20 protein-coding genes are annotated in these 16,826 nt (G+C 65.9%); 13 read left to right on the plus strand and 7 right to left on the minus strand.

The features are described 5' to 3' along the window. Positions 1-3: 3 nt before the first annotated feature. From I2456_RS04060 to I2456_RS04075, 4 genes are read left to right on the plus strand one after another with little or no spacing between them, the layout of a single operon-like run. Positions 4-282 carry a putative holin gene (locus I2456_RS04060; RefSeq protein WP_068022437.1) on the plus strand — a complete coding sequence of 93 codons (279 nt, stop codon included), beginning with the start codon at positions 4-6 and terminating at the stop codon, positions 280-282. Next, on the plus strand, positions 275-925 hold the full coding sequence (locus tag I2456_RS04065; RefSeq protein ID WP_085075057.1) for a hypothetical protein: 651 nt from the start codon (positions 275-277) through the stop codon (positions 923-925). The genes I2456_RS04060 and I2456_RS04065 overlap by 8 nt, the downstream gene beginning before the upstream one ends. A 25-nt stretch (positions 926-950) precedes the next feature. Continuing rightward, a complete protein-coding gene (gene lpdA / locus I2456_RS04070) occupies positions 951-2,345 on the plus strand; it encodes a dihydrolipoyl dehydrogenase (protein ID WP_085075097.1) in 1,395 nt (464 codons plus the stop codon). A gap of 6 nt (positions 2,346-2,351) precedes the next feature. Then, the gene (locus I2456_RS04075) at positions 2,352-2,627 is read left to right on the plus strand and encodes a hypothetical protein (protein ID WP_085075056.1); all 276 of its coding nucleotides are present in this window, start codon (positions 2,352-2,354) and stop codon (positions 2,625-2,627) included. Positions 2,628-2,630: 3 nt separating this feature from the next. Here I2456_RS04075 and I2456_RS04080 read toward each other — a convergent pair whose 3' ends face one another. Further along, entirely contained in the window at positions 2,631-3,209 is a 579-nt protein-coding gene (locus I2456_RS04080; RefSeq protein ID WP_085075055.1) for a carboxymuconolactone decarboxylase family protein, read from the minus strand. After that, complete coding sequence (gene ramB, locus I2456_RS04085; RefSeq protein ID WP_085075054.1) at positions 3,206-4,624, minus strand: acetate metabolism transcriptional regulator RamB; 1,419 nt, start codon at positions 4,622-4,624, stop codon at positions 3,206-3,208. The genes I2456_RS04080 and ramB overlap by 4 nt, the downstream gene beginning before the upstream one ends. 152 nt (positions 4,625-4,776) lie before the next feature. Here ramB and I2456_RS04090 point away from each other — a divergent pair, with 152 nt between their 5' ends. The 3 genes from I2456_RS04090 to I2456_RS04100 all read left to right on the plus strand — a co-directional run bounded on the left by I2456_RS04090 (position 4,777) and on the right by I2456_RS04100 (position 8,073). Continuing rightward, positions 4,777-5,571, plus strand: a complete 795-nt coding sequence (locus I2456_RS04090) for an acyl-[acyl-carrier-protein] thioesterase (protein WP_085075096.1) — start codon at positions 4,777-4,779, stop codon at positions 5,569-5,571. A 263-nt stretch (positions 5,572-5,834) separates the two neighbouring features. Then, complete coding sequence (gene aceA / locus I2456_RS04095) at positions 5,835-7,121, plus strand: isocitrate lyase (RefSeq protein WP_068022422.1); 1,287 nt, start codon at positions 5,835-5,837, stop codon at positions 7,119-7,121. Positions 7,122-7,209: 88 nt separating this feature from the next. Further along, positions 7,210-8,073: a 3-hydroxybutyryl-CoA dehydrogenase gene (locus I2456_RS04100; protein ID WP_068161982.1), complete on the plus strand. Its 864-nt coding sequence runs from the start codon at positions 7,210-7,212 to the stop codon at positions 8,071-8,073. Positions 8,074-8,092: 19 nt separating this feature from the next. On the opposite strand, the gene pcaA is transcribed toward I2456_RS04100, so the two are convergent. Together pcaA and I2456_RS04110 are read right to left on the minus strand one after the other, a co-directional pair. After that, on the minus strand, positions 8,093-8,956 hold the full coding sequence (pcaA, locus tag I2456_RS04105; RefSeq protein ID WP_085075053.1) for a cyclopropane mycolic acid synthase PcaA: 864 nt from the start codon (positions 8,954-8,956) through the stop codon (positions 8,093-8,095). Positions 8,957-9,113: 157 nt separating this feature from the next. Next, positions 9,114-9,818: a TetR/AcrR family transcriptional regulator gene (locus I2456_RS04110; protein ID WP_068022412.1), complete on the minus strand. Its 705-nt coding sequence runs from the start codon at positions 9,816-9,818 to the stop codon at positions 9,114-9,116. Positions 9,819-10,005: 187 nt separating this feature from the next. On the opposite strand from I2456_RS04110, the gene I2456_RS04115 reads away from it, so the two are divergent. The 6 genes from I2456_RS04115 (at position 10,006) to deoC (ending at position 14,412) form a co-directional block, all read left to right on the plus strand. Then, a complete protein-coding gene (locus tag I2456_RS04115) occupies positions 10,006-11,319 on the plus strand; it encodes a DUF445 domain-containing protein (RefSeq protein WP_085075052.1) in 1,314 nt (437 codons plus the stop codon). A gap of 87 nt (positions 11,320-11,406) precedes the next feature. After that, positions 11,407-11,835 carry a helix-turn-helix domain-containing protein gene (locus tag I2456_RS04120; RefSeq protein WP_068161975.1) on the plus strand — a complete coding sequence of 143 codons (429 nt, stop codon included), beginning with the start codon at positions 11,407-11,409 and terminating at the stop codon, positions 11,833-11,835. 347 nt (positions 11,836-12,182) lie between these two features. Further along, entirely contained in the window at positions 12,183-12,884 is a 702-nt protein-coding gene (locus tag I2456_RS04125; protein WP_068022401.1) for a heparin-binding hemagglutinin, read from the plus strand. A gap of 131 nt (positions 12,885-13,015) precedes the next feature. Next, positions 13,016-13,303 (plus strand): DUF2516 family protein, encoded by a 288-nt coding sequence (locus I2456_RS04130; protein WP_068022398.1) that lies wholly within the window; start codon positions 13,016-13,018, stop codon positions 13,301-13,303. Positions 13,304-13,306: 3 nt separating this feature from the next. Then, a complete protein-coding gene (locus I2456_RS04135) occupies positions 13,307-13,735 on the plus strand; it encodes a DUF2599 domain-containing protein (protein WP_085075051.1) in 429 nt (142 codons plus the stop codon). Further along, positions 13,735-14,412: a deoxyribose-phosphate aldolase gene (deoC, locus tag I2456_RS04140; RefSeq protein WP_085075050.1), complete on the plus strand. Its 678-nt coding sequence runs from the start codon at positions 13,735-13,737 to the stop codon at positions 14,410-14,412. Before I2456_RS04135 ends, deoC begins: the two co-directional genes overlap by 1 nt. On the opposite strand, the gene I2456_RS04145 is transcribed toward deoC, so the two are convergent. The 3 genes from I2456_RS04145 to I2456_RS04155 are packed head-to-tail and all read right to left on the minus strand — an operon-like array spanning position 14,402 to position 16,816. Beyond that, positions 14,402-15,439 carry an LmeA family phospholipid-binding protein gene (locus tag I2456_RS04145; protein ID WP_068161965.1) on the minus strand — a complete coding sequence of 346 codons (1,038 nt, stop codon included), beginning with the start codon at positions 15,437-15,439 and terminating at the stop codon, positions 14,402-14,404. The genes deoC and I2456_RS04145 overlap by 11 nt on opposite strands. Then, a complete protein-coding gene (locus I2456_RS04150; protein ID WP_068022385.1) occupies positions 15,436-16,269 on the minus strand; it encodes a carbon-nitrogen hydrolase family protein in 834 nt (277 codons plus the stop codon). The genes I2456_RS04145 and I2456_RS04150 overlap by 4 nt, the downstream gene beginning before the upstream one ends. Before the next feature lie 22 nt (positions 16,270-16,291). Then, entirely contained in the window at positions 16,292-16,816 is a 525-nt protein-coding gene (locus tag I2456_RS04155) for a DUF2505 domain-containing protein (RefSeq protein WP_085075049.1), read from the minus strand. Between the last annotated feature and the right edge of the window lie 10 nt (positions 16,817-16,826).

Here is a 16,826-nt window from a genome sequence, read left to right on the forward strand (position 1 = left end):
ACCGTGATTCCGCTTCCCCGGTCATGGCTGCTGACCAGCGCAATGCTGGTCGGCGTCGCGGTGGGGCAGCTGGCTGCGGTGGCAGCCACCGTACTGGTGCACACCCAGCTGCGCCCGGAGGTCATCGTCGCCCTGGTGGTCGGCATCCCCAGCGTGATCGGGGTGTCGGCGATCCTGTTCTCCGGACGTCGATGGGTGACGCTGCTAGGCGCCTTCCTGGTCGCGTTGGCGCCCGGGTGGTTCGGGGTGCTGGTGGCGCTGCGGGTGATCAACGGTGGCTGACGAAGCCGCTGGGAAAGACCGGGACGCGGGCCCGGGGACCGAACCGTTCGTGCCCGACTTCGACACCGGCGGGCAGCCGCTGCGGCCCATGCCGGAATTCGAGGACGGCGAACCCTCGGTGCCGTTCGTGCCGGACTTCGACACCGACTCGCAGCCGTTCGTCCCGTTGGCCGGGCTGCTGGACAAACAGCCCGAGCAGCCCGCCAAGCCAACGGCCCCAGCCGAGCCGAAGCCCGAGCCGAAGGCCGAGCCCGATCCCGCCGCCGAGGCCGACGCGGTACCCGAGGCCGCTGCGGCCCCCGTCACGGTTCCGGGCCGCTACAGCTACCTCAAGTGGTGGAAGTTCGTCCTGGTGCTGCTCGGCGTGTGGTTCGGCGCCGCCCAGTTCGGGCTCAGTTTGTACTACTGGTGGTACCACACGATCGACAAGACAGCGCCGGTGTTCGTCGTGCTGGTCTATGTGGTGACCTGCACCGTGGCGGGTCTGCTGCTGTCCATGGTGCAGGGCAGGCCGATGATCACCGCGCTGTCTTTGGCGGTGATGTCGGCGCCGTTCGCCTCGTTGGCCGCCGCGGCGCCGCTGTACGGCTACTACTACTGCGAGCATGCGACCCGCTGCCTGGTCGGCGTGATGCCGTACTAGGTAGCCGCCCACTAGGGTGGTTGCCGTGACCCACTATGACGTCGTCGTCCTCGGAGCCGGTCCCGGCGGATATGTCGCAGCTATCCGCGCCGCCCAACTCGGACTGAACACCGCAGTCGTCGAACCGAAGTATTGGGGCGGGGTTTGCCTCAACGTCGGCTGCATCCCGTCCAAGGCGCTGCTGCGTAACGCCGAGCTGGTCCACATCTTCACCAAAGAGGCCAAGACGTTCGGCATGAGCGGTGACGCCACGTTCGACTACGGGGTCGCCTATGACCGCAGTCGCAAGGTGGCCGAAGGCCGTGTCGCCGGTGTGCACTTCCTGATGAAGAAGAACAAGATCACCGAGATCCACGGCTACGGCAAGTTCACCGATGCCCACACGTTGTCCGTCGACCTCAACGACGGTGGCAGCGAAGAGGTCACGTTCGACAACATCATCATCGCCACCGGCGCCAGCACCCGGCTGGTGCCGGGCACATCGCTGTCCGACAACGTGGTGACCTACGAAGAACAGATCATGCAGCGGGAGCTGCCGAAGTCCATCGTGATCGCCGGAGCCGGTGCCGTGGGCATGGAGTTCGGCTACGTGATGAAGAACTACGGCGTCGACGTGACGATCGTGGAGTTCTTGCCGCGGGCGCTGCCCAACGAGGACGCCGAGGTGTCCAAGGAGATCGAGAAGCAGTTCAAGAAGCTGGGTGTGAAGATCCTGACCGGCACCAAGGTCGAGTCGATCTCCGACGACGGCTCCGAAGTGACCGTCACCGTCAGCAAGGACGGCAAGTCAGAAGAACTCAAGGCCGATAAAGTGTTGCAGGCCATCGGGTTTGTGCCCAACGTCGAAGGTTACGGGCTGGACAAGGCCGGCGTCGAGCTGACCGACCGCGGCGCCATCGGCATCGGCGACTACATGCAGACTTCCGTCTCGCACATCTACGCCATCGGCGACGTCACCGGCAAGCTGCAACTGGCCCACGTGGCCGAGGCGCAGGGCGTGGTCGCCGCCGAAACCATCGCCGGCGCAGAGACTTTGGCGCTGGGCGACTACCGCATGATGCCGCGCGCGACGTTCTGCCAACCGCAGGTCGCCAGTTTCGGGCTCACCGAGCAGCAGGCCCGCGACGAAGGCTACGACGTGGTTGTCGCGAAATTCCCGTTCACCGCCAACGCGAAAGCGCATGGCATGGGCGACCCCAGCGGCTTTGTGAAGCTGGTGGCCGACGCCAAGTACGGCGAACTCCTGGGCGGGCACCTGATCGGTCACGACGTGTCGGAGTTGCTGCCGGAACTCACCCTGGCCCAGAAGTGGGACCTGACCGCCACCGAGTTGGCGCGCAACGTGCACACCCACCCCACCATGTCCGAGGCGCTGCAGGAGTGCTTCCACGGCCTGACCGGCCACATGATCAACTTCTAAACGGCAATGATTCGCACCGAGACGGCGGTAGGCGCGATCGGCGGTGTGGCGACCGGCTACGTGCTGTGGCTGATCGCCATTTCGATCGGCGACGACGTGACGACCGTGGGCCGCTGGAGCATCGCGATCCTGCTGGCCTCGGTGGCGTTGGCCATCGGCGCCGTGGTGGGTGGGCTACTCATGCGCTGGCGCCGCAAATATTCGTGGTCGGCGTTTGTGTTCGGCTTGCCGGTTCTTCCGGTGGTGCTGACATTGGCCGTCCTGGCCGAAATCACGTTCTGAGGATCAGTCCGCCGGGTTGTCCAGGGGGATGCCCAGCGCATGGATGGTCGCGGCCAACCCGTCGTATTGGGTTGCCAGTAAACAGAATTCGATCAACCGCTGCCGGTTGAGGTGAGCGGCCAGTTGTTGCCAGGTGGCGGCGCTGATCGAGCGGTCCAGCACCAACTCGTCAGTGGCCTTCAGCAGCGCCTGCTGACGGGCGCTCAGAACCGCCCTGGGTCCCTTGGCATCCGGAGCGTCGGGCCAGGCGAAGATGGCGGCCTGCAGATTGGCGTCCAGCCCCTGCACGCGCGCCAACCGGCGATGATGCTGCAGCTCGTACTCGCACCTGCGTAGGTGCGCGACCCGCAGGATCACCAATTCGGTGTCGGCACGCGGAAGTCGTCCCCGCAACAGTCGTGCGCCATAGAGCAGCCACGCCCAGAACAGCGACTGGCGGTAACCCAAGGTGGTGAACAAATGCATTTCCGGTGCCCGCACCGTGCGCGCACCCAGTCGGGCGAGCACCCAGTTGACCGGTCCCAGTTGACGAAACCGGCCGGACGGGATGCGCTGCAGCGCAGCGGGTTCCGGGCTGCTCATGCGTGCTTCACCAGATACGGCGACACGGTGCTGCGGTGCTCGTCGAGATCCAGCGCCCGACCCAACGCGGGGAAGGCACGCTGCGGGCAGTTGTCGCGCTCGCAGACCCGGCAACCGGCGCCGATTGGACTGGCTACATTGCCCGACAAGTCGAGTCCTTCCGAGTAGACGAGTCGGTGCGCGTGGCGAAGTTCGCAGCCGAGCCCGATCGCGAAGGTCTTACCGGGCTGACCATACCGGGCGGCGCGGCGTTCGACGGTGCGGGCCACCCACATGTAGTTGCGGCCGTCGGGCATCTGGGCGATCTGCACCGAGATCTTGCCCGGGTTGGCGAACGTTTCGTAGACGTTCCACAGCGGGCAGGTGCCGCCGCAGGAGGAGAAGTGAAAACCCGTCGCGGACTGACGTTTCGACATGTTGCCGGCGCGGTCGACCCGGACGAAGGAGAACGGCACGCCACGCATGGTGGGCCGCTGCAACGTCGAAAGCCGGTGTGCGATCGTCTCGTAGCTCACCGCGTAGAACGCCGAAAGTCGCTCGACGTCGTAGCGAAAGTTCTCCGCAACGTCATGGAACTGGCGGTACGGCAGCACCACGGCGGCGGCGAAATAATTGGCCAGGCCGAGGCGGGCCAGCGTGCGGGACTCGTCGCTGGTGAACTTGCCGTCGGCGACCATGCTGTCGATCAGGTCGCCGAACTCCAGGTAGGCCAACTCGGCCGCCATCTTGAACACCTGCTGACCCGACGCGAGGTGATTGCTGATCTCGAGCGTCTTGGTCTCGGGGTCGTAGCGGTGCAACACCGTATCGCCCAGATCGATACGTCGATTGATGTGCACGCCGTGCACCTCGGCCAGCCGGCGGGTCAATTCCCGACCCAGATCGCCATGATGCATCCGCATTCGAGTGGTCAGGTCCTCGGCGGCGGTGTCCAGCTCGTGCAGGTAATTCTGCCGTTGGTAGAAGTAGTCGCGCACCTCTTCGTGCGGCATGGTGATCGACCCGGTGCCGCTGCTGCCGTCGAAGAACCGCTCCTCGGTGGCGGCGGCCAGTTGCGCGGTGGTGATCCGATACCGCCGGTGCAGGTTGACCACCGCGCGGGCCAGGTCGGGATGCGCGTTGACCATCTCGGCGACCTCGCGCGCGTCGATGTCGAGATCCAGATCGCGATCGGTGGTGACCTCGCGCAGCTCGGCGACCAGCCGGGTGTCGTCCTGAGAGGCGAAGAAGGTGGCATCGACCCCGAACACCTCGGTGATCCGCAGCAGCACCGCCACCGTCAGCGGGCGGACATCGTGCTCGATCTGATTGAGGTAGCTCGGGGAGATGTCGAGCATCTGGGCCAGGGCGGCCTGGCTGAAGCCGCGCTCGCTGCGCAGCTGGCGGACGCGCGAGCCGACGAACGTCTTGGTCACTTCGCCCAGCGTACGCGGCTTGCGAAGTTGAGGTTTGCAGCCTTAGCAGCACGTGCCAAATTGGTTTTTCGGACACGTCGTTGGCATGATTCGCATCTAATGTCCCGGAAGGAGCCTGGGGTTCACCCGAGGAGGAAATGGGGAGCAGCGCCGTGAGCCTGGACAAAAAGTTAATGCCCGTGCCCGACGGCCACCCCGATGTGTTCGATCGCGAATGGCCGCTGCGCGTCGGCGACATCGATCGCACCGGCCGGTTGCGGCTGGACGCGGCTTGCCGGCACATCCAGGACATCGGCCAGGACCAGCTGCGCGAGATGGGTTTCGAGGAGACCCACCCGCTGTGGATCGTCCGTCGCACCATGGTGGATCTGATCCGGCCCATCGAATTCCAGGACATGCTGCGGCTGCGGCGCTGGTGCTCGGGCACCTCCAACCGGTGGTGTGAGATGCGGGTCCGCGTCGACGGACGCAAGGGCGGACTCATCGAATCCGAGGCGTTCTGGATCAACATCAACCGCGAGACGCAGATGCCGTCGCGCATTGCCGACGACTTCCTGGCCGGGCTGCACAAGACCACCTCCGTCGACCGGTTGCGCTGGAAGGGCTATCTCAAGCCGGGCAGCCGCGACGACGCCCTGGAAATCCACGAATTCCCGGTGCGGGTGACCGACATCGACCTGTTCGACCACATGAACAACTCGGTGTACTGGAGCGTGATCGAGGACTACCTCGCGTCGCACCCCGAACTGCTGGCCAGCCCGCTGCGCACCACGATCGAGCACGAGGCGCCCGTCGCGCTGGGCGACAAGCTCGAGATCATCACGCATGTGCACCCGCCCGGTTCCACCGATCAGTTCGGTCCAGGGCTGGTCGACCGCACTGTTACAACGCTCACATATGCCGTCGGCGACGAGACCAAAGCGGTCGCCGCGCTGTTCACTCTTTAACCGGACGATTGTCCCGTTAAATTGCCGGTTGACCTGCGAATTTAGGTTACTGGCTGGTAGCTTCTGTAACGGTTCAGTTACATGCGCGCTTCGCAAGATTCGCAAATCGGGCGCTGGGCGTTGCCGAAATTCGCAAGTGAAATGGGTGGACCAGCATAGATAAGCTATGTCATCGTCGACTTAGCACATCAGCGAAGTTGAGCCCTAGCCCCGCTGGATGGCGCGGTATTTAGAAATCAGTGAGACCGAAGGAGCCGTCACACATGTCTGACGTTGGCACCCCGAAGAGTGCGGAGCAGATCCAGCACGACTGGGACACCAATCCGCGCTGGAAGGACATCAGCCGCACCTACACCGCCGAAGACGTCGTCGCCCTGCAGGGCTCGGTCGTCGAAGAGGCCACCCTGGCGCGCCGCGGCGCGGAGGTGCTGTGGAACCAGCTGCACGACCTCGAGTTCGTCAACGCGCTCGGCGCGCTGACCGGCAACATGGCCGTCCAGCAGGTGCGCGCGGGTCTGAAGGCCATCTACCTGTCGGGTTGGCAGGTCGCCGGTGACGCCAACCTGTCCGGCCACACCTACCCCGACCAGAGCCTCTACCCGGCCAACTCGGTGCCGCAGGTGGTTCGCCGCATCAACAACGCACTGCTGCGCGCCGACGAGATCGCCAAGGTCGAGGGTGACACCTCGGTCGAGAACTGGCTGGTGCCGATCGTCGCCGACGGTGAGGCCGGCTTTGGTGGCGCGCTCAACGTCTACGAGCTGCAGAAGGCCATGATCGCCGCCGGTGTCGCCGGTTCGCACTGGGAAGACCAGCTCGCCTCGGAGAAGAAGTGCGGTCACCTCGGTGGCAAGGTGCTCATCCCCACCCAGCAGCACATCCGCACGCTGACCTCCGCGCGGCTCGCGGCTGACGTGGCCGACGTTCCGACCGTCGTCATCGCCCGCACCGACGCCGAAGCGGCCACGCTGATCACCTCCGATGTCGACGAGCGCGACCAGCCGTTCATCACCGGCGAGCGGACCAAGGAAGGGTTCTACCGGGTCAAGAACGGCCTCGAGCCCTGCATCGCCCGCGCCAAGGCCTACGCGCCCTACTCCGACCTGATCTGGATGGAGACCGGCACGCCGGACCTGGAGCTGGCCGCCAAGTTCGCCGAGGGCGTCAAGTCCGAGTTCCCCGACCAGCTGCTGGCCTACAACTGCTCGCCGTCGTTCAACTGGAAGAAGCACCTCGACGACGCCACCATCGCGAAGTTCCAGAAGGAGCTGGCGTCGATGGGCTTCAAGTTCCAGTTCATCACGCTGGCCGGCTTCCACGCCCTCAACTACTCGATGTTCGATCTGGCCTACGGCTACGCCCGCAACCAGATGAGCGCCTACGTCGAGCTGCAGGAGCGCGAGTTCGCCGCCGAGGAGCGCGGTTACACCGCCACCAAGCACCAGCGCGAGGTCGGTGCCGGTTACTTCGACCGGATCGCCACCACGGTCGACCCCACCTCGTCGACCACGGCGCTGACCGGCTCGACCGAAGAGGGCCAGTTCCACTGAGTTAGTCTGCCGAGCAGACGCAGAATCGCACGCTTGCACCGCAAGTGATGCGATTCTGCGTCTGCTCGCGCATTTCTGAGGAGGGTCAGTGAGCGACGCAGCGATACAACGGGTAGGCGTTGTCGGAGCCGGGCAGATGGGATCCGGCATCGCCGAGGTATCCGCCCGCGCCGGCGTCGCGGTGACGGTGTTCGAAACCACCGACGCGCTGATCACCGCGGGCCGCAACCGCATCGTCAAGTCCTTGGAACGCGGCGTGAGCGCCGGCAAGGTGACCGAGCGGGAGCGCGACCGCGCGCTGGGTCAGCTGACCTTCACCACGGATCTGAACGACCTGGCCGACCGGCAACTGGTCATCGAGGCGATCATCGAAGACGAGACCATCAAGGCCTCGGTTTTTGCCAAGCTCGACGAGGTCATCACCGACCCCGACGCCGTGCTGGCGTCGAACACCTCGAGCATCCCGATCATGAAGATCGCGGCGGCCACCAAGAACCCGCAGCGGGTGCTGGGCCTGCATTTCTTCAACCCGGTTCCGGTGCTGCCGCTGGTGGAACTGGTCAGCACTCTGGTCACCGACGAGGCCGCCGCGGCCCGCACCGAGGAGTTTGCCAGCTCTACCCTGGGCAAACAGGTGGTGCGCTGCTCGGACCGGTCCGGCTTCGTGGTCAACGCGCTGTTGGTGCCTTACCTGCTCTCGGCCATCCGGATGGTCGAAGCCGGCTTCGCCACGGTGGCCGACGTGGACAAGGCCGTGGTGGCGGGCCTGTCCCACCCGATGGGTCCGCTGCGGCTATCCGACCTGGTCGGACTGGACACGCTCAAGCTGATCGCGGACAAGTTGTATGAAGAGTTCAAAGAACCCCACTACGGTCCGCCGCCGCTGCTGCTGCGCATGGTGGAAGCCGGCCAGCTCGGTAAGAAATCCGGCCGCGGCTTCTACAGCTACTGAACCGCCGAGTGCCCGCTGACTACTTTTCCAGCGTGTACTGGACGACGTCGGTGTAGCCCTCGCGGAACAGCTTGGCGCAGCCGGTCAGGTACTTCATGTAGCGGTCGTAGACTTCCTCCGACTGCAGCGCGATGGCCTGGTCCTTCTGCCCCTCCAAAGCGGCCGCCCACGTCTCCAGCGTGCGGGCATAGTGCAACTGCAGCGACTGGACCCGCGTCGCTTTGAAACCGGCGTGAGCGGCATGCTCGACGACCGAAGGGACGGTCGGCAGCCAGCCGCCCGGGAAGATCTCGGCCAGGATGAACTGGGTGAAGTGAACGATCTCGTGGGTCAGCCGCAGGCCCTTGGCCCGAGCGTCTTTGAAAGTCGGGCGCGCGATGGTGTGCAGCAGCATGACGCCGTCGCTGGGCAGCACGTCATGCGCCATCTGGAAGAACCGGTTGTACCGCAGCCGCCCGAAGTGCTCGAAGGCGCCGATGGAGACGATGCGGTCGACCGGGTCGTGGAATTTCTCCCAGCCCTCCAACAGCACCTGCCGGCTGCGCGGGGTGTCCATCCCGTCGAACATCTCCTGCACGTGGGCGGCCTGGTTCTCCGACAGCGTCAGGCCCACGACGTTGACGTCGTACTTCTCGATGGCGCGGCGCATGGTGGCACCCCAGCCGCAGCCGATGTCGAGCAACGTCATACCGGGTTCGAGCCCGAGTTTGCCCAGCGCTAGATCAATCTTCGCGATCTGGGCCTCTTCCAGTGTCATGTCCTCACGCTGGAAGTAGGCGCAGCTGTAGGTCTGAGTGGGATCGAGGAACAACCGGAAGAAGTCGTCGGATAGGTCGTAATGGGCTTGTACGTTCCCAAAATGCGGTGTCAGCTGCACAGACATCACGATCGGCCTTTCTATGTTCGGAGGGCGCACGGCAGTTACCAATCACCCCACACTGCGTTGGCCCCCGATGCATGCTAACTGCTGTTGGCCGTAGTCCCCGCTTTCCGCAGGTCATAGGGTCCTCGGCAGGCGGTGACCGAGCGCAGATGCGGACCTAGTGGTCGCTGCGGGGCGGCAAGATCGGCAAGGGGTGTGGCTGTTCGCGGAACTTCTCCAGCGAGCCACCGACCTCGACGATCCCGCACAGCGCGTTCCAGCTCAGCATCGTCAGGTAGTCGATCAATTCATCGCTGGTCATGCGCGGGTCCGACATCCAGGAGTGGGTGGCCAGCTGCACACCGCCGACGATCAGGTAGGCCCACGGCTCCACCCCGCCGGTGTCCATCCCGGCTTCCTTCATGCGGCGGCGCAGCATCACGGCGAGCATGCGGGCGATGATGCGCTCGGAGTCGGCGATCACCTTGGACTTACTGGCCGAACTGTTGGCCATCACGAACCGGTAGGGCTCCGGCTCGCCCGCGACCGTCTCCACGTAGACGCGAATGATTTCTCGGGCCAAATCGAGTCCGTCCAAGTCGGACGACAACGCAGCGGCCATGTTGGGAATCAGCGTGGTCTGCGCGAAGCGCATCATCACCGCGGTGGTCAGGTCGTTCTTGTCGACGAAGTAGCGGTACAGCACCGTCTTGGAGACGCCGATCTCGGCGGCTATGTCGTCCATGCTCAGGAAGCGGCCGCGTCGGCGAATAGCCACGATAGTGCCGTCTACCAGCTCGTTGCGTCGGTCTACCTTGTGCTGGTGCCAACGCCGCTTACGCCCATCGGTTTTTACTGTCACGGCCGGGATATTTTCTGCCACTTTCCGCCGATTCCCATTCACTAGGACGTCCTTGATACTACGGCGTACAGACGCCCGTTGGGCACATCGACCGGATGCCGCGGGCGCGGGCCGAACAGGGGAGTCACATTAACTGGTCCGGGCGATAGCCCATGATGGTGTAGTGGCACACAGGACCGAAGCATCGGGCCGGACGCCGGGAGTGGAGATGAGTTCGTCACCGAACGAGCACTCGCGCCCGTCGTTCGCGGAATCGTTCGCCGGGGCCGACCCGGCGGCCGACGCCGAGCGGCGGTCAGCGCTGCGCCGGATGAAGGTCGTTGCGCTGAGCTTCCTGGTCGGTGCCAGCGTGGTCTTCCTCGCCTGCCGGTGGATACAGGCGCACGGCTCCGCACCGGGGTGGGTGGGATACGTCGGGGCCGCGGCAGAGGCCGGCATGGTGGGGGCGCTGGCGGACTGGTTCGCGGTGACAGCGCTGTTCAAACACCCGCTGGGCATCCCCATCCCGCACACCGCGATCATCAAACGCAAGAAGGACCAGCTGGGCGAGGGCTTGGGCACCTTCGTGCGGGAGAACTTCCTGTCCGCGCAGGTGGTGGAGACCAAGTTGCGCGACGCGCAGGTACCCAGCCGGCTGGGCAAGTGGCTGTCCGAACCCGCGCACGCCGAGCGGGTGGCGGCCGAGACGTCGACGGTGCTGCGGGTACTGGTCGAACTGCTGCGCGACGAAGACGTGCAGCAGGTGCTCGACCGGATGATCGTGCGCCGCATCGCCGAACCTCAGTGGGGTCCGCCGGTGGGCCGGGTATTGCAGACCCTGTTGGCCGAGAACCGGCAGGAGGCGCTGATCCAGTTGCTGGCTGACCGGGCGTTTCAGTGGTCGCTCAACGCCGGCGTGGTGATCCAACGGGTGGTCGAGCGGGACTCGCCGACCTGGTCGCCCCGGTTCGTGGACCATCTGGTCGGCGATCGCATCCACCGGGAACTGATGGACTTCACCGACAAGGTGCGCCGCAACCCCGACCACGAGCTGCGCCGTTCGGCGACGCGCTTCCTGTTCGAGTTCGCCGACGACCTACAGAACGATGCGGACACCATCGCCCGCGCCGATGCGGTCAAGGAGCAGCTGATGGCGCGCGACGAGGTGGCCAACGCCGCGGCCACGGCGTGGAAGACGCTCAAACGGCTGGTCCTCGAAGGTGTCGACGACCCGTCAAGCGCCCTGCGGACCCGGATCGCCGAAACGGTCGTCCGCCTCGGGGCGTCCCTGCGCGACGACGCCGACCTGCGCGACAAAGTGGACAACTGGATGGTGCGCGCCGCCCAGCACCTGGTGTCGCAATACGGAGTTGAGATCACCGCGATCATCACCGAGACCATCGAGCGCTGGGACGCCGAGGAGGCCAGCCGCCGCATCGAGTTGCATGTGGGCCGTGACCTGCAGTTCATCCGGATCAACGGCACGGTCGTGGGGGCGCTGGCGGGCCTGGTCATCTATGCGATCGCGCAACTACTTTTTTGAGTAGTGCTAACAAGTGCTTGCAAAAGCAAGCACCCATTTGTACCCTGATGGGCGTAAACGACCGCCGCACACGCCAGGAGTACGCTGATGACCCCCGAGGACAAGCCGGGCACCAAGGTGTCCACGGTGTCTTCGGTGTCCTCCAAGGCTTCTGACATCGGCAGCTTCATCAGGACGCAGCGCGAGACGGCGCAGGTCTCGATGCGGCAACTGGCCGAGCGCTCCGGCGTGAGCAACCCGTACCTGAGCCAGGTGGAACGCGGACTGCGCAAGCCGTCCGCCGACGTGCTGGCTCAGATCGCAAAGGCGCTGCGGGTTTCGGCCGAGGTCCTGTACGTGCGCGCCGGGATTCTCGAACCGAGCGAGACCAGCCAGGTGCGCGACGCGATCGTCACCGACACGGCCATCACCGAACGCCAGAAGCAGATTCTGCTCGACATCTACGCGTCGTTTACCCAGCAGAATGAGGCCACCCGTGAGGAGTGTTCGAGCGAACCCACCGGGACGGACGACTAGCCCCAGGGCGTCACCGTGGCCACCGCCGCCCGAGCGGGACGCAGCCGCGGAGCGACACGTCTTCCGTCCAAGCCAGTCGCTGGCACAGCCAGCCGATCGACTGGCCGGCAGCTCGAAGACCGACAAGGAGACCACGATGACCACGTGTACGAGGAGCGATCCGGCGGCGCCATAGGCGCCTACTACCGACGACTCGACCGTTCACCGACCCGATGACCAGGAGGTTTTGAGCAAGCAGCGTGCGACGTCAATCCGCGGGTCTTGACTACTCCCCTCAGGAGCCGATGCTTGCCCTCGTTTCAACCAATACGCACTATCGCCGATTCAGTAATGGAGAAAGGAAAATCATGGCTGAGAACACCAACATTGAAGACCTGCGGGCTCCGTTGCTCGCCGCGCTGGGCGCCGCCGATCTGGCCCTGGCCACCGTCAATGACCTGATCACCACTTTGCGTGAGCGTGCCGAGGAGACTCGCACCGACACCCGCAGCCGGGTCGAGGACCGTCGTACCCGCCTGAGCAGCCGTGTCGAGGAGAGCCGCAGCCGGCTGACCAACCTGCGTGAGGACCTGCCCGAACAACTCAACGAGCAGATCGCCGAACTGCGCGAGCGTTTCACCCCCGAGGAGCTGCGCAAGGCCGCCGAGGGTTACCTGGAGGCTGCCACCAGCCGGTACAACGAACTCGTCGAGCGTGGCGAGGCCGCGCTGGAGCGGCTGCGCAGCCAGTCGGCGTTCGAGGACGCGTCGTCTCGGGCCGAGGGTTACGTCGATCAGGCTGTCGAGCTGACCCAGGAAGCGCTGGGCACCGTAGCCTCGCAGACCCGCGCGGTCGGTGAGCGTGCGGCCAAGCTGGTCGGCATCGAGCTGCCCAAGAAGGGCGACAAGAGCGACAAGGGCGGCGAGGCCAAGAAGGCGGCGCCCGCGCCGGCCAAGAAGGCTGTGCCGGCTCCCAAGCCCGTCGCCGCCAAGGCTGTTCCGGCCAAGAAGGTCCCGGCCAAGAAGGCTCCGGCCAAGAAGGCCGCTGCCAAGAAGGTCACCCAGAAGTAAGTAGGTAGTAGCACTCCCAATCGACTCCGAGTCGCCTCGCGGCGGCTCGGACCGGGAACCTAATCGACTCCGAGTCGCCTCGCGGCGGCTCGGAGTCGACGTTTCTTCGGCAACCCGCATACTCTTGAGGCGTGAGCAACCTCGTGGGCACTGTCCTGTTGGTCGTGCAGGTTGCCGTCCTGGTGACGGCGGTCTACGCGTTCGTCCACGCTGCGATGCAGCGCACGGACGCCTACACCGCCGCCGACAAGCAGACCAAGCCGGTGTGGTTGTTGATCCTCGGCGCTGCGGTGGCGCTGGCCTCGATCTTGAGTTACGTATTCGGCGTGTTCGGGATGGCAGTAGCCGCTGGCGCAGCCGGTCTGTATCTGGTCGACGTTCGGCCCAAACTCCTGGAAGTACAGGGCAAGTCGCGTTAGGGCATGAAAGCCCTGATCCTGGCGCCCGCCGCGGCGCTCAGCGTGGTGCTGAGTGCCGCGCCGGCCGCCGCTGATCCCGTATCCGGCCCCTCCGGTGCGGGTTATCCGCCGCCGTTCGTCGACCACACCGAATGGGTGCAGTGGGGGCAGTTGCCCAGCCTGCGCGTCTACCCGACCCCGAATGGGCGCACGGCCGCGCGACAGCAGGGTGCGGGCGCCGCGGCCGACGAGGCATGGGCCGAAGTCCTAGCGCTCGCACCGAACGCCGACACCCCGGGGATGCGGGCGCAGTTCCTGTGCCACTGGCAGTTCGCCGAACTCGCACAGCCGGGCAAGACCAGCTGGAACCTCGAGCCGTGGCGACCGGTGGTGGACGACTCGCAGATGCTGGCCGCGGGCTGCAACCCAGGCAGCCCGGAAGAGCCGTTCTAGTGCCCAGCCACCTCACGCGGCAGCAGTTGGCGGCGTTGGTCGACCACACCCTGCTCAAACCGGAGGCCACGGTCGCCGATGTGACCGCGCTGGTCGCCGAAGCCGCCGATCTGGGTGTCTACGCCGTGTGTGTCTCGCCGTCCATGGTGTCGGCGGCCATCGCGGCCGGCGGGACACGCGTCGCCGCCGTGGCCGGGTTCCCGTCCGGCAAGCACGCCTCGGTGATCAAGGCGCAGGAGGCCGCCCAGGCCGTCGCCGACGGCGCCGCTGAGGTCGACATGGTCATCGACGTCGGCGCCGCGCTAGCAGGCGAAATCCAGGCGGTGCGAGCCGACATCGAGGCGGTCCGCGCGGCCACCGGCGGAGCCGTACTCAAGGTGATCGTGGAGTCTGCGGTGCTGCTCGGCCAGGCCAACGAGGGCGTCTTGACCACCGTGTGTCGCGCCGCCGAACAGGCCGGCGCCGACTTCGTCAAAACCTCAACCGGCTTCCACCCGGCGGGCGGTGCCACGGTGCGTGCCGTCGAGGTGATGCATCAGGCCGTCGGCGGCCGCCTGGGCGTCAAAGCCAGCGGCGGCATTCGCAGCGCCGCCGACGCCGTCGCAATGGTGGACGCCGGGGCCACCAGGCTCGGCCTATCCGGCACCCGAGTGGTGCTCGACGGGCTCAGAGGTTAGCGAAGCAGGGATCGTTCCCGCCGGCCGGAATGTTGGCGTTGCGGGTGGAGAAGTGGGCCACCACGCTGGAGTCGTTGACCTGCACGCTGTCGGCGTGGATGCCCAGCGGATAGTTCTTCGTCATGTTGGCGGTGTACTCGCTCAGCGTCGATTGCACGGACTCTTTCGGTAACGAGAAGCCCAGCGTGTTGAAGCTGACGATCTGCAGGTCGAGGCCGTTGCCGGAAACCACGGGCTTGGCGACGATGTCGTTGAGCATGCCCTTGAGTTCGACGGTGCCGTCACTGGGGTGAGTGGTCACGCTGCTGGTGACGAATTCGCCCAGCACAGGGATCGCGTTCTGCACCGATTGTTTGATGCCGTCGGCCGTCCAGGTGATGGTCGCGTCCAAGGCGCCCAGGGTGCCCTTGGAATCGCCGGAGTCACGCAGTTGCACATCTTGGACGTTCAGTTGCAGCTTCATGCCCTTGGCGTCGCGGATCTGGTTGCCCGCCGTCTCCACCGTGATGTTGGTGTAGTGGTCGGTCGCGACCTGCCACAGCACTAGCGGCGCCACCCCGAAGGATGCGGTGGCCTGGTCCTTGACCACACAGGCGACCGCCGCAGCGACCTTGCTGTTAGCTCGGTTGCGCGCGTAGAGCTCCGCGCCGATCACTCCGGCCAGTAGCAGCGCGAACACGATGATCACCACGAGGAAGATCGACAGCGGGTCGCGTAGTCGGCGCTTCTTCTTGCCCTCGGGAGGCTGCTCCGACGGCGGCGTCAGCTGAGTTGTGGGCGCCCCGGCCGGATTGGGCGGCGGGGTGTAGACCGGTCGTTGGGTGCCGGCGTTGGCCGCACCCATCGGTGGGTTCTGGTATGGCGCCTGGCCCGGTTGCTGAGGTTGTGCCCGGCCACCTTGCGGGGCGCCCGGCCGCAGCTGGGTCGTGGGGTTCTCAGAGGGTAGAGGCGGCCGGCCGAGCGGGCTGTGATCGCCAGGACGCGCCCATGACGGGCCTTCGTTCGGGGGTCCCTGCGGATTCGTCACCCGTGTGATTCTGCCTTATCAAGCTGAACAAATCTTGAGTGGTTGCGCAGTACAGCGATGCTGTCTCGCGCGGTGGTGACCTTTTCGGGGTCGATGTCGGCGATGACCAGTTGCGGCTGGGCGCCTGCCGACGCCACGACCTCGCCGAACGGCGAGGCCACCAGGCTGCCGCCCACCCCGGTCGGTGCCCCCGAATCCGCTCCCGGACCACTGAGCGAGTCGCCGGGATCGGCCTGACCCGCCGCGGCGACGTAGCTCATCGAGTCCAACGCGCGGGCGCGCGCCAGCAACGTCCACTGCTCGAGTTTGCCCGGCCCCGACCCCCAGGATGCGCAGACCACGATGAGCTGGGCGCCGCGGCGGGCCAGCTCGGTGTACAACGCCGGAAAGCGGATGTCGTAGCAAATGGTCAACCCGACCCGGACGCCGTCGACGGTGATCAGCACCGGTTCCCGCCCGGGCGCGACCGTGCGCGACTCGGTGAACCCGAATGCGTCGTAGAGGTGGATTTTGTCGTAGTGGACGCTGGGCGCCCCGGGCGCGGCCGCGATCAGCGTGTTGGTCACCCGACCGTCGCCCGACGGGGCGAACATCCCGGCGACCACGGTGATCCCGGTTTCGGTCGCGATCCGTCGGACACCGTCGGCCCAGGGCCCGTCGACCGGCTCGGCGACCGGGGCCAGCGGCACGCCGAAGCGGCACATCGTCGCCTCGGGGAACACCACCAGTTTTGCGCCCGCCTCGGCGGCCTGCCCGGCGTACTCCCGCACCAACTGCAGGTTGGCGGCCGGATCCGTGCCGCTGAGGATCTGCGCCAACGCGATCCGCATATCCGCCAGCTTAGAAGCAAGGTCAGACGTTGTTGGCGACCCAATGGGTGGTGAAGCGCTGCTCGATGGTGACCAGCTGGCCCAACTCGTTGCCGATGAGGCTTTCGAGCTTGCCGCCGATCAACGGGATACGCACGTGGATGGACAGCTGCAGCGTCATCCGCGAGCCTCCCGACTCCGCGACGGGCGCCAGCACCGCGGTTCCGGACAAGCTCACCGGCGCATCCACGATGGATCCCTTGATGGACGCCGTGGCGATGCCGTCGGTGACCGGGCCCCAGATTTCCTCGCGTCGCACACAGAGGTCACCCCGGTGCAGCTGTGTGACCAGACCGGGCAGGTTGTGGCTGCACACCGTCTGCAGGGTGACCACCTCGATGGTGTCGTCGTCCCCGGACTCGCCACCGAGCCGCAGTGACTCGATAGTCGCGATGTCGACCGGGGTTTCGGCCAGCCGGCCTTTCCAGTAATCCGGGTCGTGAAAAGCCCGGTGCACCTGCTCGACGCTGCCGTCATAGTCGGCCGACATGTCGAACGAGCGGGGCATAGCTGGTCAC

This window comes from Mycobacterium kubicae (assembly GCF_015689175.1).
GTDB classification, from domain to species: Bacteria; Actinomycetota; Actinomycetes; order Mycobacteriales; family Mycobacteriaceae; genus Mycobacterium; species Mycobacterium kubicae.

What these genes read in the sequence shown, in the direction of transcription:
- I2456_RS04115 (WP_085075052.1), top strand. Translation starts at nt 10,006, where the DNA reads ATGAGTTCGTCACCGAACGAGCACTCGCGCCCGTCGTTCGCGGAATCG.
- I2456_RS04080 (WP_085075055.1), bottom strand. Translation starts at nt 3,209, where the DNA reads ATGAGCAGCCCGGAACCCGCTGCGCTGCAGCGCATCCCGTCCGGCCGG.
- pcaA (WP_085075053.1), bottom strand. Translation starts at nt 8,956, where the DNA reads ATGTCTGTGCAGCTGACACCGCATTTTGGGAACGTACAAGCCCATTAC.
- I2456_RS04155 (WP_085075049.1), bottom strand. Translation starts at nt 16,816, where the DNA reads ATGCCCCGCTCGTTCGACATGTCGGCCGACTATGACGGCAGCGTCGAG.
- I2456_RS04075 (WP_085075056.1), top strand. Translation starts at nt 2,352, where the DNA reads ATGATTCGCACCGAGACGGCGGTAGGCGCGATCGGCGGTGTGGCGACC.
- I2456_RS04135 (WP_085075051.1), top strand. Translation starts at nt 13,307, where the DNA reads ATGAAAGCCCTGATCCTGGCGCCCGCCGCGGCGCTCAGCGTGGTGCTG.
- I2456_RS04125 (WP_068022401.1), top strand. Translation starts at nt 12,183, where the DNA reads ATGGCTGAGAACACCAACATTGAAGACCTGCGGGCTCCGTTGCTCGCC.
- I2456_RS04120 (WP_068161975.1), top strand. Translation starts at nt 11,407, where the DNA reads ATGACCCCCGAGGACAAGCCGGGCACCAAGGTGTCCACGGTGTCTTCG.
- aceA (WP_068022422.1), top strand. Translation starts at nt 5,835, where the DNA reads ATGTCTGACGTTGGCACCCCGAAGAGTGCGGAGCAGATCCAGCACGAC.
- I2456_RS04150 (WP_068022385.1), bottom strand. Translation starts at nt 16,269, where the DNA reads ATGCGGATCGCGTTGGCGCAGATCCTCAGCGGCACGGATCCGGCCGCC.